A 21815-nucleotide genomic window follows, 5' to 3' on the forward strand; every position below is an offset into this window, starting at 1 on the left:
TATTGACGCCCCATCTCATGGCATCGTGGCGCGCACGTCGAGGCTGGCGGAAGCTGTCGGCGGCACCACCAGATGGCAGGCGGCGAAATCCTGCCGCTCCCGCACCGTCAGGCTGGGCTGAAGACGACCGCATTTGTTCATGGCCTGGGGGCAACGCGACCTGAAGCTGCAGCCGATGGGAATGTCGAGCGGGCTCGGCGGCTCACCCTCCAGCAGGCAATCCTCCGGCCGATAGCGACGCTGCTCAAGTGTCGGCATGGCGCTCAGAAGCGCCTTTGTATAGGGGTGTGCCGGATCGAAGAACAGACGCTCATTGTCGGCGAGCTCGAAGACCTCGCCGAGATACATCACGGCCACGCGGTTGCAAGCTTTCCTCACCATCGCAAGGTCGTGCGAGATGAAGATGTAGGTGAGATCATAATCCTTCTGAAGCTTCTGGAACAGGTCAAGCAGCTTGAACTGCTCGGCCTGGTCAAGCGCCGATAGCGTCTCGTCCATGATCAGGATTTCCGGCTCAAGAACCAGCGCACGGGCAACGTTGACGCGTTGCCGCTGTCCCGCGCTCAAGCCCAGCGGGAGCTCCTCGTAGAGTTCGGCCGGCAGCCCTACCTCTCCCATCACCTTCAGCACGCGCTCGCGAATCCGGGCTTTGTCGCGCCACCCGTGCGTCCGCAGCGGATCCTCCAGCATGGTTCCGATCGCGGTCCGCGGCGGCAGCGAACCGAACGGGTCCTGCAGCACCATCTGCAGCTTGCCACGAAATTCGAGTAAAGCCCTGCCCTTCAGCGTCGCGATATCCTTGTCCGCACAGAGAATCTGCCCGGAGCTCGGCAGTTCGAGCCTACTGAGAAGCCGCATCAGGGTCGATTTTCCGCAGCCGGACTCACCGACGATGGCGAAGCTGTCGCCCCGACGGATGTCAAAGGTGACATTGCGCACCGCGCGCACGAGATTGACCCCGCCGAAGCCGGTCTTCTTCCTGACCTTGTAGATCTGTGAGGCGTCGCGGAGGCTGAGGACCACTTCGCGCTGCCCGTCGGAGTGCGGCGTCGATGCGGGCTCACCCCATATTCTCGGTGTCTGCCGGACCAGCTCACGGGTATAGGGATAGACCGGTCGGTCGATCAGATCTTCGGTGGACTGCTCCTCGACGATACGACCTGCATCCATGACCAGGATGCGCGAGCAAGCCTCGCGCGTCACCGGAAGCGACGACGAGATGAACAGGACGGCGGTATTGAACGTCGTCGTCAATTCCTTCATCAGCCGGATCACCTGGGCTGCGACGGTGACATCGAGCGGCTGCGTAACGTTATCGGCGACCAACAGCGCAGGATTTGTCACCAACGCGTCCACGATGAGCGCGCGCTGCATCATGCCGCCCGAAAACTGCGAGGGATAATCGTGAAAGCGATTTCGCGCAGACGGAATCCGCACGGCGTCGAGCAGCTCGACGACGCGCCCTTCGGCCTCCCGACGCGATACGCCAGGCACCACCGCGCGCATCTTCTCGACGATCTGGGCGCCGACCGGCAGGGTGGGATCGAGTGCGCCCATCGGATTGGCGCCGACATAGGACACCCGCTGGCGCAACGCGCGCATGTCCGCGCCGCGCAGCGCGTAAATGTCACGTCCCTCGAACAGGACCTCGCCGGATCGTTTCGTCAACGGCGGCTCGAGCCAGTTGACCACGGCTTTGGAAAGCACGGTCTTGCCGGAGCCGCTGGCGCCGACGACGCCAACGATCTCGCGCGGCGCCAGGCTCAACGACACGCTGTCGAGGATGATCTTCGGCGCCTCGATGCGGCCGGCGGCAATCGTCACGTTCCTGAGCGCGAGAAGCGGCCGCGTCATCCTTCCGCTCCTCCGTGAACGGTGTTGCGCGCGCGTTCGAGGGACGCCCCGATCAGGTTGATGCTGGTGAGGGTCAATCCGAGGAACAGGCCCGGCATTGTGGCGATCCACCACGCGTTCAGCAGATATTTGCGCCCGTCCGCAATGATGTTGCCGAATGTCGGCGTCGGCGGCTGCACCCCGAGCCCGAGAAAGCCGAGCGTCGATTCGAAGATCATCATGCGCGCGACGTCGAGCACGGAGGTGAACAGGACGGGCGGCAGCAGCAATGGCAGCAGCAGGCTCAGGATGATCCGAAGGTCGGTCGAACCGCCGATCTTCGCGGCGCGGACATACTCCCGCTGCCGCTCGGTCATCACGATGCTGCGCATGATGCGTGCGTAAACCGGCCAGTTGGAAATCCCGAGCACCAGGATGATCGCCGGGATGGTCGGGCGAGAGACGCCGAGGACGGAAATGGCAAGGATGATCATCGGGATCGAAAGCTGCGCGTCGGTCAGCCGCATGATGATCGCGTCGGTCCGTCCGCCGAAATAGCCGGCAATCGTGCCGAGCGTGCAGCCGATCGCCAGCATGACGATGACGGAGGCGACGCCGATCAGGAACGAGTAGCGCAGGCCGACGAGCGAACGCACCAGCATGTCGCGGCCGATCTGGTCGGTCCCGAGCGGATGGGCCCAGCTCCAGTTGCCGCCGAGAAACAGCGGCGGCAGCAGGCGGGCCTTGATATCCATCTTGGTCGGATCGAGGCTGCTCAGTTCCGGATAGAGCGCGGCTGCCAACGCAAGCACGACGAAGATGCCGAGGCCGACGCGGAATCCCGGCGTGGCTGCCGCCTTGTCGAAAATGCGTCGGGCGATGGAGCGTTGGACCGGCTTGCGCGCAATCGGCGCGCCGGCGGCGGTGGCGACTGACATCAATATTCCAGCCTCAATATTCCAGCCTCGGGTCCATGGTGGTGGCGACGAGATCGACGACGATATTGATCAGCACGAAGATCGCACTGGTGACGATGGCGATCCCTTGGATCAGCGGGAAGTCGCGCTGCAGCACCGCGTTGATGGTGAGGAGGCCGAGCCCAGGATAGTCGAAGATGTACTCGACGATGATCACCCCACCGAGCAGGCTCGAAAACTGGATCCCGAGCAGGTTGAGGAGCGGCACGGAGGCATTGCGGAGCGCATGGTTCGCAATGATGCGGCCGCGACCGAGGCCGCGTACGTGCCCCACCGCCACATAAGGCTCCGTCATCTGCGCCGATACGGAGCTGACGAGCGTCCGGATCAGAACGGGTGACAGTTCGACGGCCAGCACGACGGCCGGGAGGACCGTATAGGCGAACCCCTTGTAGCCAATCGCCGGCAGCCACCCGAGCTTGACCGAGAACAGCAGTGCCAGGACGATTCCGAGCCAAAAGTTCGGCAGCGATATGAAGATCGAGGAAATGTAGAACGCGAGCTTGTCCGGCCATCGCCCGATCGCCAGACCGCCGGCAACTCCAATGACGCCCGAGAAAACCAGCGCGATCACCAGCGTGAGCGCGGCGAGCTGAAGGGTCATGGGCAAGGCTTCCAGGATCAGGCTCAGGACCTTTGCCCGTTCACCGCGCGTCGTGTCGTTGAAGGTCGCGCCGCCCGTCGCGGCGCCATTGGCTGGCCGCACGAAGGATTGGCCGAGATCGCCGCGCACGACGCCGCCCATGTACCGCCCGAACTGGACAACGATCGGGTCGCGCAAGCCCATGTCAGTCGCAATCTTCTCGATCAGGGCCTCCGGTGCCATACCGCCTGCCATCAGGCGCACCGGATCGCCCGGCACGATTCTGAGCAGCGTGAAGATCAGCAGCGACACGAGGAATATGATGAGCACGCCCTGAGCCAGACGCCGCAGCAGGAAATTCAGGACGAACATTCGCGAGCTCCGGAAGGGGCATGCTGAACCGCGTGCCGGCCAGGCCCAGCACGCAGCGAGCATTCGTGGTCAGGCGACGGGCCTGGAGGCATCCATTGATCCATCCGGATAGATGTACAGGCCTTCGAAATCCTTCTGCATCGCGTGGATCATCACGGACGTGAAGAGCGCGAGCGCCGGCATCTTCGAGGCCAGCAAAGGCATCGTTTCGGTCTGCAGGATCTTCTTTCGCTCCTCGAGCGTCGGCGCGCTGCGCTCCTTGTCGAGGCTCGCATCGATTGCCGGATCCTCGATGCCGCAGATGCGATGCGACGACGAGTGGAAATGGGTGCGGAGGATCAAGTCGGGCTCGGGCGAACCGGTCGACCAGCCGCAGTCGACCATATGGCCGGGGCCGCCGCCAGGGCGATGGTACAGCCTCTCGTTCCAGGCGGCAGGCTCAAGCACGGTCAGGCTGACGTTGAAGCCCTGTTCGTTGAGCATCGCGGTGATGATCTCGCCATACTCCTTGGTCTTCGGATAGAAGCCGACCGACGTGATGTATTCGAGTGGCGGCAATCCTTTGCCATTCGGAAAGCCGGCCTCGGCGAGCAGCGCCTGGCACTTCTTCGGATCGAACTTCGGATAGTTCTCGAGATCGATGTAGCCGAACTTGACAGGCGATACGAAGTTGGATGACGCGTGCCCTGCGGAGCCCAGCACTTCGAGGATGAGATCGCGATTGACCGCATGACAGGCGGCAAGACGGATGCGCGGATCGTTGAACGGCGGCTTCGAGCAGCGGAACCAGAGATACTTGTTCTCGACCGATACCACCCGGTTGATGTGGATGTTCGGATTGCCCTTGACGGTATCGACCTGCTCGGGCTCCAGCCGCTCGACGATCGAGGCCTGGCCGTTCATCAGCGACAGCATGCGCGTCGTTGAATCGCCGGTGAAGGTGAAATTGATGCCCGTGATCGCAGGCTTGCCTTTGAAGTAGCCATCGAAGGCCTTCATCACGGTATCGTTGCCGCGCTGCTCGACGAACTTGAAGGGACCGGTGCCGTTGAGCCGCTGCGACAGCACGCCGCCCGGCCCGCCGGCAACATCCTTTGCCGACATGATCGGCAGGAAGGCCGCGAGGAACATGAAAAGGTGCGCCGGATAGCCGCCCTTCGAGGTGTCGATGATGACGGTGTAGTCGTCGGGCGTCTCGATCTTCAGCGTTTCGCTCGGGCCGGGATACCATTGCGCCGGGCGATCCGGCTTGGAGCCATATTCCAAAGTGGCCTTGACGTCGTCCGCCTTGAACGGCTTGCCATCGTGGAAGACCACGCCCCGGCGCAGCTTGATCTGCAGGCGATTGGGATCGAGCAACTTGATGTCGGTGGCGAGCTCGTAGACAACCTCGCTCGGGTTATCGAGCCTCATCGGGGTGCGGGTGAGGAAGCCCATCACGAAGCCCTCGATGTTCTTCTGCGACAGCGTCGTGTGAGCGGTCGGATCCCAATTGCCGGTGATGTTCTCGGCCGACAGGAAGGTCATGGTCTTGCCGGCCTGCGCGTGAGCCGCGGAGATGAAATAATCCGGATTGATCTGCATGTAGCCTGCGGCAACCGCGGCTCCTGCCGCCCCTTTCAAAAAGTGGCGGCGGTCAACTTTCGGATGCATCGACATTCCCCTTGTTTCGGAACGACCAGAGAATCGGTCAAAACGGTCATGCAGGAGCCGTGCCAGAGCCCGGAAATCGACAAGTGGCGCGGGAGTCGACGTGGTTTTTGACCACTTCTACAGCAGGATTGCGCTCAAGCTGTCCCGGACCTCCCGCTAAACCGCCCTCCGATGGGCAGTTCGCCTATGAGAAGGGCATTGAGCTCAACACTTCGGTCAAGCCAGCCAGCTGAGGTGAGGAAGCATTCGCGCGAACGCCACCAGCGGACGTCGCTCTTGAAGCAGACCCACAATCGATAAAATCGCACGAGTGAGCGGCGACGTGGATTGGGCAGACACTGCATTGTTACGCGTCGTAGTCACGAACCTGGCGACGGTGTGCTAGGCATGCTGTAGCCCTCAGTTCCGCGGCGCCGCGCGCTTGCTCGTCTTGCGTTCGTTCGACAGCCCGCTTGCGAATACCTGAGTCGCCGCGATCAGCGTCTCGATCGCGCGCGATGATCTGGTCCTGTTCGGCTTCGCCAGCTCCTGCAACAATAGTCCATCAATACCGGCTAGCATGAACCGCGCAACGTCGGCGCATCCCGCCGCATCGAGCTCGCCGGTGCGCGCAGCAACGCCCTGCAGGATGTCCTGATAGACCTTGATATATGCATCATATTGATAACCCGCGAGCCCGGCTGCATCGTCACGGCGGAGCGCGTACAAGGTTAGCTCGTACTGCACGATCTGCAGCTCGAGCGTTCGCGTCAGGTAGCGCCAACCGGCACGCAGGGACTCGCGGATGCAGCTTGCGATGTCAGCCGTCTCGCCGGTCTCCTCGCGCAGCGCCGTGACCGTCTCATCGATCAGATGTTCGAGCACCGCAAGCAGCAGCGCGCTCTTGCTCTCGAAATGATAGTGCAGCGTGGCGAGCCGAACGCCGGCACCGGCCGCGATGTCGCGGGTCGTCGTCGCCGCGACGCCGCCGGTCGCGAGCGCCTGCAAGGCGCCCTCGATGATCTGGCGCCGCGTCCGTTCGCCCTTGGCGCCGATCTGCTCACGTCCTGCAGTTGTCATCCGTCTCTCCAATGCGCGCGACGATTGTCTATCCCGTGACGCACAAATTTGCATGTTGCACAAAATTGGTCATTTGACCAATTTTGACTCCTGTGTTTTCCTTGAGGCAGGGAACATCGAAGTTCCGGGGGAAACACATGTCGAGAGGAACGAGAACATGACCACAGCAGCCGCTCGCAACAACGACACGCTGACTCGTCACGTCGTCTACCCCTTCGCGAATGCCAACTTCCTCGCCGCGAACCCGCCAATCTGCATCGAGGGCGGTGACGGTGTCTATGTCTCGGACGGCCAGGGCGGCCGCTATCTCGATGGACAGGCCGGGTTGTGGAACGTCAATGTCGGGCATGGCCGGCCCGAGATCAAACAGGCAATCATCGAACAGCTCGATCGTCTCAGCTTCTATTCGACCTTCGGCAACACCACCAACAGCCCGTCGGTCGCGCTCGCGGACGAGCTCTGTCGGCTGGCCGAGCCGGAAGGCATGGTCCGTGCATTCTTCTCATCCGGCGGCTCGGAGGCGAATGAAGCTGCCATCAAGCTCGCCAAGCAATATTGGCGGCTCGCCGGCCAGCCGCTGCGCACCAAGATCATCTCGTTGCGCGGCGCCTATCATGGCGTGACGCTCGGCGCGTTGTCGGCCGGCGGCGTCAATGTCTACAAGGAGCAATTCACGCCGCTGCTGCCGGGCTTCTTCCAGGTCGAGGCACCGCACGTCTATCGCAATCCCTTCACGTCGGATCCGGAGGCACTCGGCCGGCTCTGCGCCGAGTTGCTGAAGCGCGAGATCATCTATCAGGGTCCGGATAGCGTCGCGGCCTTCATGGCCGAACCGGTGCAGGGCGCCGGCGGCGTGATCGTGCCGCCTGCGAATTTCTGGCCGCTGCTGCGCGAGGTCTGCGATCGCCACGGCGTGCTGCTGATCGCCGACGAGGTCGTCACCGGCTTCGGCCGCTCCGGCAGCATGTTCGGCAGCCGCGCCTGGGGCGTGAAGCCCGACATCATGGTGTTCGCCAAGGGGATCAACAGCGGCTACATCCCGCTTGGCGCGACCTTGATCAATGCGAAGGTCGCGGCGGCCTTCCAGTCCGACGACAAGTCCCAGTTCACGCCGCGCGCTTTCATGCACGGCAACACCTATGCCGGGCATCCCCTCGCCTGCGCGGCCGCGATCGCCAATCTGCGCATCGTCGAGCAGGAAGCGCTGCCGGCCAATGCCGGCAAGGTCGGCGCCTATCTGCTGGCGCGGCTGAAGGACATCCAGACGCGCCATCCCAACATGGGTGACGTGCGCGGCAAGGGACTGATGATCGGCATCGAGCTGGTCGCCGATCCCGCAACCAAGCGGCCGTTCGATCTGGCGGAGAATTTCGGCCAGCGGATCTGGGAGCGTTGCGTCGCCAAGGGCATCCTGATCCGCAACCTCGCCGATACGTTCATCATCTCCCCGCCGCTCACCTTCACGACCGAACATGCCGACAAGATTGCGGACACGTTCGACGAGGCGATCAGCGCGGTCGAATAGATCAACACGAGGGCGGCGCGTCAGGACGAAGGATTGCACGCATGGCTACTGGGTTCGTCTGCCATGAACTTTACATGTGGCATAACACCGGCAACTGGGCTCAGGTGTTTCCGCCGGGATTGACGATCCAGCCAGGGACCCATGCGGAGAATCCGGAGACCAAGCGCCGCATCCGCAATCTGGTCGAGGTCAGCGGCCTGCTCGATGAGCTCGTGCAGATCAAGCCGCGTTCGGCGACGGTCGCCGAGATCGCCCGCGTCCACACGTCAGAGCATATCGCGCATATCAAGCGCCTCAGCGATGCCGGCGGCGGCGATGCCAGCGAGCTGACGCCGCTCGGCGCCGGCAGCTACGAGATCGCGCTACTCGCGGCCGGCGGCGCGATCGCCGCGGGCGAAGCGGTCGCATCCGGCGCGGTGACCAATGCCTATGCGCTGGTCCGCCCTCCCGGACATCATGCGCGCCCCCAGCTCGGCATGGGCTTCTGTCTGTTCGGCAACGCAGCGGTCGCAATCCGCCATCTGCAGGCGACGGGCAAGGTCGGCCGCGTCGCCGTCGTCGACTGGGATGTGCATCACGGCAACGGGACGCAGGCGATCTTCTACGAAGACCCCAGCGTGCTCACCATCTCGCTGCATCAGGACAATCTATTTCCGCCGAACTCGGGCGCGCTCGCTGAGAACGGCGCTGGTGCCGGCGAAGGCTACAACATCAACGTGCCGCTGCCGCCGGGATCGGGCATCGGCGCCTATCGCGCGGCATTCGAGCGCGTCGTGCTGCCCGCGGTGCATCGCTTTGCGCCAGACATGATCGTGGTCGCATCGGGCTTCGATGCGTCGGGTGTCGATCCGCTTGGCCGCATGATGCTGTCATCGGCGGCCTATCGCGAGATGACGCGCATGCTGCTCGCCGCCGCCAAAACCTTGTGCAATGGCCGCATCTTGATGACACATGAAGGCGGCTATTCCGAGATGTACGCGCCCTATTGCGGGCTTGCGGTGCTCGAGGAGCTGTCGGGCGTGCGGACACATATCGCCGATCCCTGGGAGCCGCTGATGGCCGCATGGGGCGGCAACGATCTGCAGCCGCATCAGGCCGCAGTGGTCGAGGCCGCCGCTGCACTGGTGGCGCAGCTTCCTGCCACGCGCTGAGTTCACTCGATGGTGTTGTCGATGCACGTGATTGCCGGATGCCATGGCATGGTTCGTGCAACAACGGCCGCCGTGCATCTCTTGCTCTAGAGGGAGGCGTCGGATTGTCCGCGCCATTGACGAGGGGTACTGACGCTCATGATTGACCGACGTTCACTTCTCGGCGGCGTTGCCGCCGGCGCAGGTTCAATTGCAATGCTGGCGAGCTTGAACGGCGGGGCTCGCGCGGCGGGCGCACCGGCCAAGGTCGGCTCGGCACTGCCGATGTCCGGCTTCGCCGCCGCAGACGGCATCGAGTTCAAGAACGGCCTCACGCTCGCCGCCGAAGAGATCAACGCCGCCGGCGGCATCCTCGGACGCCCGATCCAGATCGAGATCGAGGACACCAAGGAGATGGGCGCCGACATCGTGACCCAGGCGATGCAGCGCCTGATCGATCGCCATTCGGCCGGCGCGATCATCAACGGCTACAATGTCGGCACCAACATGGTGGAGATGGATGTCGCCGCCGACAACGACGTCATCTTCGTGCACTACAACACGCTGATCTCGCACAACACCAAGTTCCTCAGCGACCCGCAGCGTTATTATTCGTGCTTCCAAGGCGACCCGCCCGAGTTCTACTACGGCCCCGGCTTCCTGCTGTTCCTGAAGTCGCTGATCGACAGCAAGCAGTGGAATCCGCCGAACAAGAAGATCGCGATCATCCCCTCGGCCAACGAATATTCGATCGTGATCGCCAACGCGATCCGCGACCGGGTCAAGGAGTTCGGCTTCGAGCTCGGGCTCTACGAGACCGTGCCCTTCCCGACCAATCAATGGGGACCGACGCTTGCCAAGCTGCGCCAGGATCCGCCGGCCGCGATTGCGGTGACGCACTTCCTGCCGCAGGATCTGGCGCAGTTCATGACCCAGTTCCTGCCCGAGCCGACGCAGAGCCTGGTCTACATGCAGTACGGACCATCGCTGCCGGCGTTTCGCGAGATCGGCAAGGAAGCCATCAACGGCGTGATCTATTCCACCGTGATCGGCTGCCTGCCGGATGAATTCTCCGCGGCCTACCGCAAGACCTATCGCGAGAAGTTCGGCGCCAACGCTGCCTTCATCACGGGCTCGCAGACCTATGACGGGCTCTGGCACTACGCATTGTCGGCAGCGATCGCCGGCGGCGCCAGCGAGCCCAACAACAAGGAGCAGACCCGCAAGGTTTCGGAAGCGATGAAGCGGCTGATCTATCGCGGTGTCAACGGCATCTATCACGCCGATCCGAAGGGCCAGTCCGCGTTCTGCTATCCGACCCAGGTCAAGGATCCCTCGCTCGGCATGGCGCACCAGTTCCTGCAACACCAGGACTATCGCACCGATCCCAAGCTGATCGCGCCTCCGCTCTACGCCACCGACGCGATGAAGCTGCCGCCCTGGATCAAGGCGTGAGAGGCTGGCGCGGTGACCTCTCCTGACCAGACGAATGATCCACTGCTCGTCTGCGAGGACGTGACCAAGACGTTCGGGTCGCTCCGCGCGGTGGACGGTCTCTCCTTGACCGTCCGGCCCGGCGAGGTGGTCGGCCTCGGCGGGCCGAATGGCGCCGGCAAGACGACGTTCTTTGACGTCGTCACTGCCGTCACCCCGATCACCGATGGCCGCATCCTGTTTGCGGGACGTGACATCACCGGTCTTGCGGCGCACGAGGTGTGCCGCGCCGGCATCGCCCGTACCTTTCAGCTCAATGCGGCCTTCGACAGCCTGTCGGTGCAGGAGAATATCGAGGTGGCCGCGCATTTCGGCCACAGCGAACGCCGCTTTCCCGGTTTTGCCATCAGCCGTGCCGCCAGGCAGAGCGCCGCCACAGCGCTCGATCTCGTCGGCCTTGCCGGGCGCAAGCGCATCGCGCGTGACCTGCCGGTGCTCGACCGCAAGCTGCTGATGATCGCCGGCGCCGTTGCGACCTCGCCGCAATTGCTGCTGCTCGACGAGCCGGTCGGCGGCCTCAGCCCGTCAGAGGTCGACCGGATCGCCGACGTCGTGAAGCGGCTGTCGGCCTCGGGGATTGCGATCCTGCTGATCGAGCACGTCATGCGCTTCCTGCTCTCGCTGTCGACGCGCGTCGTGATCATGCACCATGGCAAATCGATCTTCGAAGGCGCGCCCGCGGCGGTGGCCGACGACCAGACCGTGGTCGAGACCTATCTCGGCAAGGCCGCGACCAGCCGGTTGAAGGCCTTCTTCATCAAGCAGCCTGAGATGAGCGCGCATGGTTGAACCGTCGAACTCTCCCTGCCTCGTCGTCAACGGGCTCGTCACCGGCTACGACGGCCGTAACGTCCTGACCGGCGTATCGCTGTCGCTCGATCCGGGCGAGCTCGTCACCGTCGTCGGCCCCAACGGCCACGGCAAATCCACCCTGCTGCGTGCGATCTCCGGCCTGCTTCCGGTGCGCAAGGGATCGATATCGCTGAACGGCCGCGTGATCTCCGGCCAACCGGCGCATCGCGTGGCATCCAGCGGCGTGATCCATGTGCCGCAGGGTGATCTGTTGTTTGCAGGGATGAGCGTGATCGAGAACCTGCTGATGGGCGCCTATCTCGATTCCGACCAGGCGGCAGTGGCGCGGCGGCTCGACGAGGTGTTCACCCTGCTGCCCAAGCTTGCCGAGCGCCAGACCCAGATCGCGGCCAGCCTCTCCGGGGGCGAACGGCGCATGGTCGGCATCGGCCGCGGCTTGATGATGAACGGCTCGGTGATGCTGATCGACGAACCGTCGCTCGGCCTCGCGCCGATTATCATCGAGCAGATCTACGAGGTGATCGCGCGGCTGAAGGCGAGCGGCCGCACCATCCTGCTGGTTGAGGAGAACCCGGCCCGCGTCGCCGACATCGCCGACCGCATCCATCTGCTCGACAACGGCGCCTTCGTCTGGTCGGGCGAACCGGCCGTGCTGCTGCAGCGCGACGAGCTGCTCGCAACCTATCTCGGAGGCTGACGACGTGGAGATCATAGGACCCGTACTCGTCTCCGGCATCACCACCGGCGCTCTGTACGCGCTGGCGACACTCGGTCTGTCGCTGGTCTGGGGCTCGCTCGGCATGCTCAACATGGCGCATGGCACACTGTTGACGCTCGGTGGTTACGCGGCCTTCACGGCGGCCAGCCAACTCGGGTTGCCGGTGCCGCTTGCGGTGCTTGCCGCTGCCGCGGTCGGCGGCGTGATCGGAGCGCTGATCTTCGTGCTGGTCGCCTATCCGCTGTCGCGCCGCAGCCCGGAGACCTTCGAGACCACCATCATGATCGCGACCTTCGGCGTCGCGCTCACGCTCGAGAACGCCGTGCTGCGGCTCTATGGTGGCCAGCCGCTGGGGCAGCCGCTCTCGGTTGGCGGCGCGATCAATCTCGGCGGCTTCGCGCTGCCCTGGCAGAACCTCATCATCATCGTCAGCGCCATCGCACTGATGGGCGCCACTGCGCTGTTCCTGACCCGCACCAAGACGGGCCGCGCCATCCGTGCCACTGCACAGAACCCTGATGCCGCCAAGCTAATGGGCGTGCCGGTCGCGCGGGTCTATCTGCAGGTCTTGATCCTGTCCGGGATGCTCGCCGGCGTCTGCGGTGTCTTGGTGTCATCGATTACCCAGCTCTCGCCCTCGCTCGGCGCCGATCCGATGCTGAAGGCCTTCATCATGTGCGTGGTGGCAGGGCTCGGCAATCTGCCCGGCGCGATCATCACCTCGTTCGGTCTCGCCATCGTCGAGGCGCTGGTCCAGTTCCTGGCCGGCGCGCGATGGGGTTTCCCTGCTCTGCTCGCCATCGTGATCCTGGTGCTCATCCGCCGGCCCGGCGGATTGTTCGGCAGGGTCGAAGTGCGGCGTCTGTGAGGTCCATGTGAAACGCGAAGATCTCGCCCATCTCCTGGTCGGCCTCGTCGTCCTCGCCGCGGCGGTCGCGCTGCCGTTCTATGTCGACAGCCGTTACGTGATCGGCCAGGTCACGCTGGGCCTGTTCTATGCGATCGTCGCCTCGCAGTGGAACCTGCTGTTCGGTTTCTCTGGCGTTTTCTCGCTGGCGCAGATGGCGCTGTTCGGATTCGGCGGCTACGCCACCGCGATGCTGTGCTTCTATTTCGGCCTCAACATCTGGGCCGCGATGCCGCTCGCGGCTGTTGCCACCGTGCTATTCAGCCTGGTGATCGGCGCGGCCTGCCTGCGGCTGAGCGGCGCCTATACTGCGCTGCTGACGCTTGCGGTCGCGCAGGTGATGTATCTTTTGATCGTCACCGACACGGACTGCTTCGTGATGGTCGGCACCCAATGCCGGCAACTCACCGGCGGCGCCGTCGGCTTCGCTCGCTTCGGTGATCTCGGCACGCGCGCGATGTTCAAGGCCAAGTTCCTGGTCGCCAACTACGCGCTTGTCGTGGCGCTGTTCGCCATCACGATGGTGTTCACCTGGGCGATCATCCGCGGCCCGATCGGGCTCGCCTTCCGCGCGTTGCGCGACAATCCCGGCTGCGCCATAGCTCGCGGCATCAGCCGCTTCCAGATGCAGCTCCTGGTGTTCGGGCTGTCGGCATTCTTCACCGGCCTGGCCGGCGGGCTCTATGCCGCGCATTTCAACGCGATCGGTCCTGGCGTGCTGTCGTTCTCGCAGCTGTTCTTCATCATCGCCATGGTGGTCGTGGGCGGCATCGGCCGGCTGTGGGGACCGCTGGTCGGCGCCATCGTGCTGGTCGCCGCCGACGAGGCGATGCGCGAGATCGGCGAATTCCGCTCGCTCGGGCTCGGCATCATCATCGCCGCCGTCATGGTGCTGATGCCGAACGGGCTGATCGGCCTCTTTGAGAGCATCTGGGACCGCTTGCGCCGCTTGCGCACGCGCAATCCCGCGATGACAGCAGAGATATCCGGCGACACGCCGGCGTGACCCATGGAGCGAGAGATGTACGATACGATTATCGTCGGCGCCGGTTCGGCCGGATGCGTCTTGGCCAACCGGCTGTCCGCAGATCCGGCCCGCAAGGTGCTGGTGTTGGAAGCCGGCCGCGCCGCGCCGTTGGCGTCGGACATTCCGTCGGACTGGCCGACGATGTTCAACACCGCGGTCGATTGGGGCTTCTACACCGAGCCGCAGGCCGGCTGCCGCGGCCGCCGCGTGTTCTGGCCGCGCGGCAAGATGGTCGGCGGCTCCGGTGCGATGAATGCGATGATCTATATCCGCGGCCTGCCCTCCGACTATGACGGTTGGGAAAAGGCCGGATGCACCGGCTGGGGCTGGCGCAAAGTGCTGCTGGATTTCATCGCATTTGAGAACAATGCCGACTTCACCGACAGCCCGATGCACGGCACCAAGGGCCCGCTCTATGTCGCCCACGTTCCCTTCGTCGACCCCAATGAGGAGCTTTGGCTGGAGGCGGCCAAGGCAGCCGGCCACAAGCACAATCGCGATTTCAACGGTGACAGTCAGGAGGGTGCAGGCTTCTTCCAGTTCGTGATCAAGCAGGGCGAGCGGTTCGGAACCGGCAAGGCCTATCTGCGGCCGGCGCTGGAGCGGCCCAATCTCACCGTCAAAACCGGCGTGCGCGTGATCCGGATCGCCGTCGAAAAGGGCCGCGCCACCGGCGTCGAGTATCTCGAGAACGGCCAGCTCAAGACCGCGCAGGCGGCGAGCGATGTCGTGATGTCATCAGGTGCGATCGGCTCCGCTCAGCAATTGCTGCTGTCGGGCATCGGCCCCGCCGACGAGCTCAAGTCCGTCGGCGTGACGCCGGTGCACGACCTGCCGGGGGTCGGCAAGGATCTCCAGGACCACATCAACATTCCGATCACTTTCTACACCAAGGAGAAGATCGGTGTCGGCGCCTGGACCGATGAGAGCCTGGAGGCCAGCCTGAGGGAATGGCAGGACAGTCGCAGCGGCCCCCGCTCCTCGCCCTGGGTCGCAGCCGGCGCGCACGTCCGCAGCCGTCCGGACGTCGAGCCCGACCTGCAGCTCTATGGCGCGATCAGCCCGCACCGTGACTACGTCCGCTTCCTGTCCTCGAAGCCGGGCATCACCTTGCACTCGACATTGCAGCGGCCGAACAGCCGTGGCGAACTGACCTTGCGCTCGGCCGATCCGCTGGAATATCCGGCAATCGACCCGCGCTACTTCTCGTCCGATCCGAGTGGCCGCGACATCGCAACGCTGGTCGAGGGCGTGCGCATCAACCGCCGCATCGCCGCGCAGTCACCGCTCAAAGAGCTGATCGAGGGTGAAGTCACGCCGAGCGTGGAGGCGACCAGTGATGCCGACATCGCCGAATATGTGCGCGGCCATTGTACCACGCTGTATCACGCCTCCTCGACCTGCCGTATGGGCAACGACGGGATGGCGGTGGTCGATCCCCAGACCTTCAAGGTCCACGGCCTCGAAGGCCTTCGCGTCGCCGACGCCTCGGTGATCCCGATCATGATCTCTGGCAACATCCAGACGCCGACGATCCTGATCGCCGAGCGTGCGGCCGCGGCGATCGCGGGCCAGGGCTGATCCCTCTTCACCAGTGCAGCGGCCTGGAGGCAGTCGCAAGTACGCGCAAACGACGACACTTCTCAACACCAACAGGCGTAGTTCGGCAGTCGGCATAATCGTCGAAAATGAACGGCATCAACTCGCAGGTGTGCTTCACGGATCCCATGTCTCCGTATTGCCGCTCACCCGGCTCACCGGCTGGACGAGTTACTGTCCTGGAATTGGAGCGCCCATGTCCGGGCCCCGCGCGCGTCAGGGCGCCTGCGCGAATGCTGTCGCGCGAAATCGCTCAATAGAGTAGGTTGGCGTACAAAATCGTACAAATGGCGGAGAGAGTGTCAGTCAATCTCCGTTGAAAGATAAAGCATTTTCGATCGTCCTGGAACAAAACCACCAATTGAGCTGCGGCTGAAAAACGGTGTTCGTCTGCCAGCACGTCCGGCTTATGCTCGACCAGATCCGCGCCTGAAGGCCCGAGGCTGCTGAGCGAAAGCCTCGGCGAATACGTACGGAGGGCGACCACTGCGTCCCGAACGCAGTGAGCATCTTCTAAGTTATTGATCTTTCTTGATATGGGGACCGCATTGGTCGCGTTCTGTTCACGGTCGTTTCACGCAATTCGTTGCGAATTCGTTGCGGCGTCCCAGACGAGAACCGGACTTGGGGGAGAGCCGAAGCTCTCGCAAAGGCTGCATCGGCGTGATCGCCTTCAACAGGCCGGAGATCCCGGCAGCGGCGAGTTCGCCCACGTCAAACTGATCCGGAAGTTCGGCGAGCTGCCAGACGACCTGAGCTTCCCGTGAAGCTCGACTCGGTGCGCAAGAAATCGTGCGCATGCGCGGGCAATTCCGCGCACACTCGCGCGAGAGCTGGAGGGTGCAACGCGCAGGCATCGTGACGGCGTCCGTTGAACTGCTACTCGAATCACATTCACAAATCCGCGGGAATCACTTTCGGCCCTATGGGAGAGGTGAACCGAGTTCGCGGCCGGACCACTGCCAGGCCAGCGGCGTTTTTACCGCACCGCCGTGCCACCTAAATTCCAGCCGCGGCCGCCTTCGCCGAAGATTTCGTGCCCGGTTGCGGTCACGGCCACCGTGTCCTCGAGCTTGATGAAGCCGCGCTTCGGATGCTTCATCGTGGTTTCCACCGAGATCACCATGCCGGCCTCGAGCGGCCGCTCAGCATCATAGGCGTCGTAGCGAACCGGGCCGGTCGCGGTCAGCCGCGGCGCCTCGTGGCTGACGAGGCCCATGCCGTGGGCGAGGAACTCGGTGTGGTCGCGCTGGCTCGTCTCCTTCAGCGCGCGTTCGGCGGCGGTGTAGATCGCCCCGCCCATGGCGCCGGGCTTGATCACGGCAAAGGCCGCGCGCTGCACGGCTTCGATCTCGGCAAGCAGATCCTTCAGTTCCTGATCGGGATCGCCAAGCACGGCCATGCGGGCGAGATCACCGATGTAGCCGTGATAATTGCCGCCGGAATCGAGCGAGAGCACGTCGCCCTGCTCCCAGCGCTGCTCCGACGGCGCCCGGTTGTGGCTCGTGCTTGCCGCCAGCAGGCAATATTCGAACGTCAAGCCGCGCTTGACCTCCGCGACCTTCAGCGCATCGAACAGCTGCCGCTTGGTGGTGCCGGGGCCGTGGTGGGCGATGACGTCGAGCATGGACGCGATCACGAGATCGGAAGCCGTGCGCAGCTTGGCCAGTTCCGCCGGCGTCTTCACCGCGCGCAGCCGCTCCAGCACGAACAGCGCATCCTTGATCTCGCTGTCCGGAAACGCGTCACGCAGCGCGTCGCCGGCATCCATCGGCAGGAAAGCCATCTCGACGCCGATGCGCTTGGCGGGAACGCCGCTCTTGCGGATCATCTCCACCGCGCTTGCGATCGCATCGACGGAGCCGTTGCCGGAGATGCGCACCTCCTTAAGCCATGGCTGCTCCAGCCGGCGCTGATAGGTCTCCATCCGATGGGCGACATAGCCGGCCTTGTCCGGCGCGCCCTTGGCATAGATGACCACTGGCAGATAGCGGCTGACGCCGAGCGCATCCATGTAGTCGAAGAAGATCGCGCGCTCGATATCGAGCATGTATTGCACATTGTGCTTGGAGGTGACGAGCAGCAGGTCGAGGCCTGCCTGCTCCATCAGCCGGTCAAGCTTGCCGGTGTCGAAGGGGATGGCACGGGAGGCCGTTCGGGTGTGGACGCTCTCTTGCATCATGCGTTTCCTTGTTTGTTATGATGGAGCCTCAAGCGAAAGCTAAGTCGGCGTCGGCCGCGCCGCAACGCCCTCCGGCTCGCCGCCGAGGCTGACGACCACGGTTCCCGCGGTCTCACCGGCTTGCGGCGCATCCAAAGCCAACGGCCGGCCATGGGTTTCGATGCCGAGCAGCGTGAAGGCAAGCCCGATCGCAAGACCGCAGGCGGCCAGAAACAGGAACGCCGGCGTCACCGCGTCGATGGTGGCCTTCGGCGTGATCAGGTTCGAGGTGCCCGCGATAAGTGCCAGACACAACGGACCTGCGATCTTGCCGACGCCGTTGGCCGCCTGCGCGAGGCCGACGCCGCGCGCGCTCAGGCGAACCGGGAAGATCTCGGCGGAGTAGGGCGCGATGTTGGAGAAGCCGCCGTCGAAGAACAACGCAGCCGGGATCAGCAGCACGACGAAGGCGGGATAGCCGAACAGGGTGCGATCGAAAAATACGCCCGCAGCGCCGAGCGACACCGCAATGGCGTAGCCCATGATCGCGCCGCAACGCCGCCGCCCGATCCATTGCGGCAGCACCGAGAAGATGGCCCGCCCGACCATGCCGGTGAGCGACACGATCACGAACAAATGAGCGGCCTCGACCGGCGACACGCCCGTCAACAGCGCAACGATGGTCGGCCCCCACAGGAACACGCCGTAATTGGCGGTGCTGGCGCCGAACCAGACGATCACCGTCAGCCAGAATCGCCGGGGCTCCGCGAGCAACTCGGAGAAGCCCGCGCCCTGCGGGCGGCTGACGCTTTCGACCGCCGGCGGCGGCAGCGCCTCGGGCGCTACGCGCAAAGTGCGCGCGACGATGCGGCGTGCGTCCGCATCGCGGCCGCGCGACACCAGCCACCGCACGGATTCCGGCATGATCAGCGCGATCAGGAGCGCCGGCACGAGCGGCAGGAAACCCAGCGCGGCCAGTCCGCGCCAGCCGATCTGGTGCAGCAGCGTCGCGGCCGAGAGCGAGGCTGCGAGGATGCCGAGCGAGACCGGAATCACGGTGGCGCTGGTGATCACCGTGCGATGCCGGGTCGGCGTATATTCGACGATCAGGGGCACCGCGACGGAGGCGGCGGCACCGACGCCGAAACCGACGAAGAAGCGGAGCACGGCGAAGGCGACCCAGGCGCCATCGGGGATGAAAGAGACCGAGCCCGCACTCAGCGCGCACAGGGTGACGCCGGCCACCAGCAGCGCCTTGCGCCCGAAGCGGTCGGCGAGCGCGCCCCAGGCCAGCGATCCCAGGATGGCGCCGACGCCTGCGGCGAGCAGGATCAGCGAGGTCTGCCCGAAGCTCAACTGCCATTGCGGCGCCAGCACCGCGACCAGGAAGCCGACGACGAAATAGTCGAAATAGTCGAACACGCTGGTAGAGATGCCGAGTGCGATGCTGATCCAGTAACGCGCATCGAGCCGCGCCCGGTCATAGGCTGTGACCAGATCCTCCCCGAATTCCGCCATGGTCGTTCTCCTCCGCGATATGTTCTGTTTTTTTGCCGTGTAGAAAGGCGATCACCTGCGCCGCGACCGCGGCCGGATCCTGGATCGTGCCGACATGGCCGACGCCGTTGATCACCGCCGTGCGTGCCCCCGCAATCTCGCGCGCCAGCGACAGCGTGTGCGCCGGCGGGATCAGGCGATCGTCGCGGCCGGCCAGCACCAGGGTCGACGCCTTGATGTCGGCGAGCGATATCGCGATCGGTTGCGCCAGCACCGCGCCGCGGCGCTCGCGCTGGCCGGCATCGCGCTTGTTGCCGCTGAAAATGCCTGGTGCCTGCGGGTAGGTTGCGATGTAGCTGGGCGGGAAGAAATATTCGGCGAAGGCCGACAGCGACTCCGGCAGCTTCGCCCGCAGCTCGGCAAACCGGGGAAAACCTTCCGGGTTGATCGACGCCACCGATACGCCGACCCGAAACGTCGAGGCGAGCACCAGGCGGTCGATGCGCGCCGGGTGGCGGACCGCCGCAACTTGCGCAATGGCGCCGCCGAACGAGGTGCCGAACACATGGGCGCGCGACAGGCCGAGGCCGGCGATCAATGCGGCGAGATCGTCGGCGAGCTCGCCCAGACCATAGGGCGTGGCCGGATTGCGCGTGCCGCCGGAATCGCGCTGGTCGTAGGCGATGACGGTGAAATGCGGCGCAAGGTGCGCAGCAAACGCATCGAACATGGCATGATCGGCTTCCGCGCCGTGCAGCAGCACCAGCGGCGGGCCTTCGCCCGAGCGCTTGAAGCTGATCGAGATGCCGTTGGCTTCTATGCGCTCCATGGCTAGTGCAACACGGTCTGCAGCGCGGCGGCGAGCTCGCGGGCGGGATTTTCCGGGATGTAGGGGATGCGCCAGGCGACATGGCCGTCAGGCCGCACCAGCACGGCGCCGCGCGGACCCATCTGGATCCCGTCGGAGGAATGCGCATTCGGCAGCTGCTGCAGGTTCAGCCGAATGCCTGTCTTCTCCGACACGGCGCGGCCCGCCTCCAGCCAGGCGCCGCCGAGCGGGCCGGCGACCACCGTGAACTCCTTGTCGAACCAGTCGAGCGTGGAGTGTTTCCGCGCCATGTCGAGCCACAGATGCGGGAAGCGCCCGCCCGGCCGATCGGACGGGAAATAGTAGCGCGTCAGATGCCCGCCGCGCGGCGTGCCGTCGGGGATGACCGCGCCCTCCTCATAGGAAAAGCCGAGCGCCTGGCCGATTGAGTGCAGGTGATTGTCGAGATCATTGACCCAGAAGCGGATACGGTCCTCATTGCCCGAGCGCACCGCATCGTCGAGCCGGCGGAAGCGGATCAGGTTGCCGTAGGAGAAGTCGGCGTTGGATTGCGCCACCGGGCGGCGCTCGACGTCGTAGGTGTCGAGCAGCTTCTCGGAGGCGATCCCGCGCAGCACGTAAGCGAGCTTCCAGGCGAGGTTGTGCGCATCCTGCACGCCGGAGTTCAAGCCGAAGCCGCCGGTCGGCGGGAAGCGATGTGCGGCATCACCGACCACGAAGACGCGGTTTTTTTTGAACTGCGACGCGACCTGCTTGCTCATGCGCCAGATCGAGCGGTTGAGCAGCGTGACGTCGAGATCGGGCACGCCGACATGGGCGCGGATGATCTCGACCGTCTCGGCATCGGTCCACGGCCGCGGCCGCTCGTCCTTCTCCTCGCCGATCTGGATCACCGACAGCCAGCGGTCGCGGCCGTTGGTGTTGAGAATGCCGGCTCGCCGCGGCATGCCCGGCTTGTCGCTATAGACCTGGTAGCCGGCCGCCTCGCGCGTGATCGGAAAGCGCGACAGATCGGCGCGCCAATATTCGTTGAGCATCACCGCAAGCGTCGCCGGCCCCACCATGTCGATGCCGGCGCGGCGGCGGGTCTGGCTGCCGGCGCCGTCGCAGGCCAGGAGATATTTGGCGTTCCAGAACTCGCCGCGGCCGGTTTCCACCGAGCGGGTCTCGCAGACGACGCCGTCCTCGGCCTCCTCGAAGCCCATGAACTCGGTCGAGAAATGCACCTCCACCAGCTTGGAGCGGGCCACGACCTTGTAGATCTCCTCCTCCACCGCGTCCTGCGCGACCAGCGATTTCCAGGCCGGCGTCTGGCCGAGATTGGGCTCGGGACGCGAGCGGCTGATCTCGCGGCCGGCGATGCTTTCGACCTGCACGAACATGTCGGTGGAATCCTGCAGGCCGCGGTCGCGGATCGCCTGCTCGACGCCCCATTGGCGGAAAATCTCCATGGTGCGCACCCAGCAGCCGCGCGATTTCGGATGATCCGTGGTGGTGGGGCTCTTCTCGACAATGACGGCGTCGATGCCGAAGCGATCGAGCAGAAGCCCCATCGCGAGCCCGACCGGCCCGCCGCCGACGATCATGACGGACGCGCGGCGAGGCGTCTCAGAAGACGTGCCCATGGGCGTTTCCTTC

The 21815-nt window shown here is 64.6% G+C and carries 17 protein-coding genes and 1 pseudogene; 9 read left to right on the forward strand and 9 right to left on the reverse strand.

Annotated elements, in window-relative coordinates; all coding sequences use genetic code 11:
* Window positions 1-15: 15 nt before the first annotated feature.
* The 5 genes from OZ411_RS21820 to OZ411_RS21840 all read right to left on the reverse strand — a co-directional run bounded on the left by OZ411_RS21820 (window position 16) and on the right by OZ411_RS21840 (window position 6477).
* Window positions 16-1854 carry an ABC transporter ATP-binding protein gene (locus OZ411_RS21820; protein WP_282529611.1) on the reverse strand — a complete coding sequence of 613 codons (1839 nt, stop codon included), beginning with the start codon at window positions 1852-1854 and terminating at the stop codon, window positions 16-18.
* Window positions 1851-2771 (reverse strand): ABC transporter permease, encoded by a 921-nt coding sequence (locus tag OZ411_RS21825; RefSeq protein ID WP_130577237.1) that lies wholly within the window; start codon window positions 2769-2771, stop codon window positions 1851-1853. Before OZ411_RS21825 ends, OZ411_RS21820 begins: the two co-directional genes overlap by 4 nt.
* Before the next feature lie 13 nt (window positions 2772-2784).
* A complete protein-coding gene (locus OZ411_RS21830) occupies window positions 2785-3765 on the reverse strand; it encodes an ABC transporter permease (protein WP_130577238.1) in 981 nt (326 codons plus the stop codon).
* A gap of 69 nt (window positions 3766-3834) precedes the next feature.
* Window positions 3835-5418 (reverse strand): ABC transporter substrate-binding protein, encoded by a 1584-nt coding sequence (locus OZ411_RS21835; RefSeq protein WP_282529612.1) that lies wholly within the window; start codon window positions 5416-5418, stop codon window positions 3835-3837.
* Between the two features lie 399 nt (window positions 5419-5817).
* On the reverse strand, window positions 5818-6477 hold the full coding sequence (locus OZ411_RS21840; RefSeq protein ID WP_282529613.1) for a TetR family transcriptional regulator: 660 nt from the start codon (window positions 6475-6477) through the stop codon (window positions 5818-5820).
* 157 nt (window positions 6478-6634) lie between these two features.
* On the opposite strand from OZ411_RS21840, the gene OZ411_RS21845 reads away from it, so the two are divergent.
* The 9 genes and pseudogenes from OZ411_RS21845 to OZ411_RS21885 form a co-directional block, all read left to right on the forward strand.
* A complete protein-coding gene (locus OZ411_RS21845) occupies window positions 6635-8002 on the forward strand; it encodes an aminotransferase class III-fold pyridoxal phosphate-dependent enzyme (RefSeq protein WP_282529614.1) in 1368 nt (455 codons plus the stop codon).
* 41 nt (window positions 8003-8043) lie between these two features.
* On the forward strand, window positions 8044-9153 hold the full coding sequence (locus OZ411_RS21850; RefSeq protein ID WP_282529615.1) for a class II histone deacetylase: 1110 nt from the start codon (window positions 8044-8046) through the stop codon (window positions 9151-9153).
* A 138-nt stretch (window positions 9154-9291) separates the two neighbouring features.
* On the forward strand, window positions 9292-10587 hold the full coding sequence (locus OZ411_RS21855) for an ABC transporter substrate-binding protein (RefSeq protein ID WP_130577242.1): 1296 nt from the start codon (window positions 9292-9294) through the stop codon (window positions 10585-10587).
* 12 nt (window positions 10588-10599) lie between these two features.
* The gene (locus OZ411_RS21860) at window positions 10600-11415 is read left to right on the forward strand and encodes an ABC transporter ATP-binding protein (protein ID WP_130577243.1); all 816 of its coding nucleotides are present in this window, start codon (window positions 10600-10602) and stop codon (window positions 11413-11415) included.
* Complete coding sequence (locus tag OZ411_RS21865) at window positions 11408-12136, forward strand: ABC transporter ATP-binding protein (RefSeq protein WP_130577244.1); 729 nt, start codon at window positions 11408-11410, stop codon at window positions 12134-12136. The genes OZ411_RS21860 and OZ411_RS21865 overlap by 8 nt, the downstream gene beginning before the upstream one ends.
* 4 nt (window positions 12137-12140) lie before the next feature.
* Window positions 12141-13025: a branched-chain amino acid ABC transporter permease gene (locus OZ411_RS21870; protein ID WP_130577245.1), complete on the forward strand. Its 885-nt coding sequence runs from the start codon at window positions 12141-12143 to the stop codon at window positions 13023-13025.
* 7 nt (window positions 13026-13032) lie between these two features.
* A complete protein-coding gene (locus OZ411_RS21875; RefSeq protein ID WP_130577246.1) occupies window positions 13033-14070 on the forward strand; it encodes a branched-chain amino acid ABC transporter permease in 1038 nt (345 codons plus the stop codon).
* Between the two features lie 15 nt (window positions 14071-14085).
* Window positions 14086-15672, forward strand: coding sequence for a GMC family oxidoreductase N-terminal domain-containing protein (locus OZ411_RS21880; RefSeq protein ID WP_282529616.1), 1587 nt, complete (start codon window positions 14086-14088; stop codon window positions 15670-15672).
* 98 nt (window positions 15673-15770) lie between these two features.
* Window positions 15771-15879, forward strand: a pseudogene (locus tag OZ411_RS21885) (transposase domain-containing protein); the annotation flags it as partial.
* Window positions 15880-16669: 790 nt separating this feature from the next.
* Here the strand turns inward: OZ411_RS21885 and OZ411_RS21890 are convergent.
* From OZ411_RS21890 to OZ411_RS21905, 4 genes are read right to left on the reverse strand one after another with little or no spacing between them, the layout of a single operon-like run.
* Window positions 16670-17869, reverse strand: coding sequence for a Xaa-Pro peptidase family protein (locus tag OZ411_RS21890; RefSeq protein WP_130577248.1), 1200 nt, complete (start codon window positions 17867-17869; stop codon window positions 16670-16672).
* Window positions 17870-17911: 42 nt separating this feature from the next.
* Window positions 17912-19369, reverse strand: a complete 1458-nt coding sequence (locus OZ411_RS21895) for an MFS transporter (protein WP_282529617.1) — start codon at window positions 19367-19369, stop codon at window positions 17912-17914.
* Complete coding sequence (locus OZ411_RS21900; RefSeq protein WP_282529618.1) at window positions 19332-20177, reverse strand: alpha/beta hydrolase; 846 nt, start codon at window positions 20175-20177, stop codon at window positions 19332-19334. Before OZ411_RS21900 ends, OZ411_RS21895 begins: the two co-directional genes overlap by 38 nt.
* Before the next feature lie 2 nt (window positions 20178-20179).
* Window positions 20180-21802 (reverse strand): FAD-dependent monooxygenase, encoded by a 1623-nt coding sequence (locus tag OZ411_RS21905; RefSeq protein ID WP_282529619.1) that lies wholly within the window; start codon window positions 21800-21802, stop codon window positions 20180-20182.
* Between the last annotated feature and the right edge of the window lie 13 nt (window positions 21803-21815).

This window comes from Bradyrhizobium sp. Arg237L (assembly GCF_029990105.1).
Taxonomy (GTDB): domain Bacteria; phylum Pseudomonadota; class Alphaproteobacteria; order Rhizobiales; family Xanthobacteraceae; genus Bradyrhizobium.

What these genes read in the sequence shown, in the direction of transcription:
- OZ411_RS21820 (WP_282529611.1), bottom strand. Translation starts at nt 1,854, where the DNA reads ATGACGCGGCCGCTTCTCGCGCTCAGGAACGTGACGATTGCCGCCGGC.
- OZ411_RS21825 (WP_130577237.1), bottom strand. Translation starts at nt 2,771, where the DNA reads ATGTCAGTCGCCACCGCCGCCGGCGCGCCGATTGCGCGCAAGCCGGTC.
- OZ411_RS21830 (WP_130577238.1), bottom strand. Translation starts at nt 3,765, where the DNA reads ATGTTCGTCCTGAATTTCCTGCTGCGGCGTCTGGCTCAGGGCGTGCTC.
- OZ411_RS21835 (WP_282529612.1), bottom strand. Translation starts at nt 5,418, where the DNA reads ATGCATCCGAAAGTTGACCGCCGCCACTTTTTGAAAGGGGCGGCAGGA.
- OZ411_RS21840 (WP_282529613.1), bottom strand. Translation starts at nt 6,477, where the DNA reads ATGACAACTGCAGGACGTGAGCAGATCGGCGCCAAGGGCGAACGGACG.
- OZ411_RS21845 (WP_282529614.1), top strand. Translation starts at nt 6,635, where the DNA reads ATGACCACAGCAGCCGCTCGCAACAACGACACGCTGACTCGTCACGTC.
- OZ411_RS21850 (WP_282529615.1), top strand. Translation starts at nt 8,044, where the DNA reads ATGGCTACTGGGTTCGTCTGCCATGAACTTTACATGTGGCATAACACC.
- OZ411_RS21855 (WP_130577242.1), top strand. Translation starts at nt 9,292, where the DNA reads ATGATTGACCGACGTTCACTTCTCGGCGGCGTTGCCGCCGGCGCAGGT.
- OZ411_RS21865 (WP_130577244.1), top strand. Translation starts at nt 11,408, where the DNA reads ATGGTTGAACCGTCGAACTCTCCCTGCCTCGTCGTCAACGGGCTCGTC.
- OZ411_RS21880 (WP_282529616.1), top strand. Translation starts at nt 14,086, where the DNA reads ATGTACGATACGATTATCGTCGGCGCCGGTTCGGCCGGATGCGTCTTG.
- OZ411_RS21890 (WP_130577248.1), bottom strand. Translation starts at nt 17,869, where the DNA reads ATGCAAGAGAGCGTCCACACCCGAACGGCCTCCCGTGCCATCCCCTTC.
- OZ411_RS21895 (WP_282529617.1), bottom strand. Translation starts at nt 19,369, where the DNA reads ATGGCGGAATTCGGGGAGGATCTGGTCACAGCCTATGACCGGGCGCGG.
- OZ411_RS21900 (WP_282529618.1), bottom strand. Translation starts at nt 20,177, where the DNA reads ATGGAGCGCATAGAAGCCAACGGCATCTCGATCAGCTTCAAGCGCTCG.
- OZ411_RS21905 (WP_282529619.1), bottom strand. Translation starts at nt 21,802, where the DNA reads ATGGGCACGTCTTCTGAGACGCCTCGCCGCGCGTCCGTCATGATCGTC.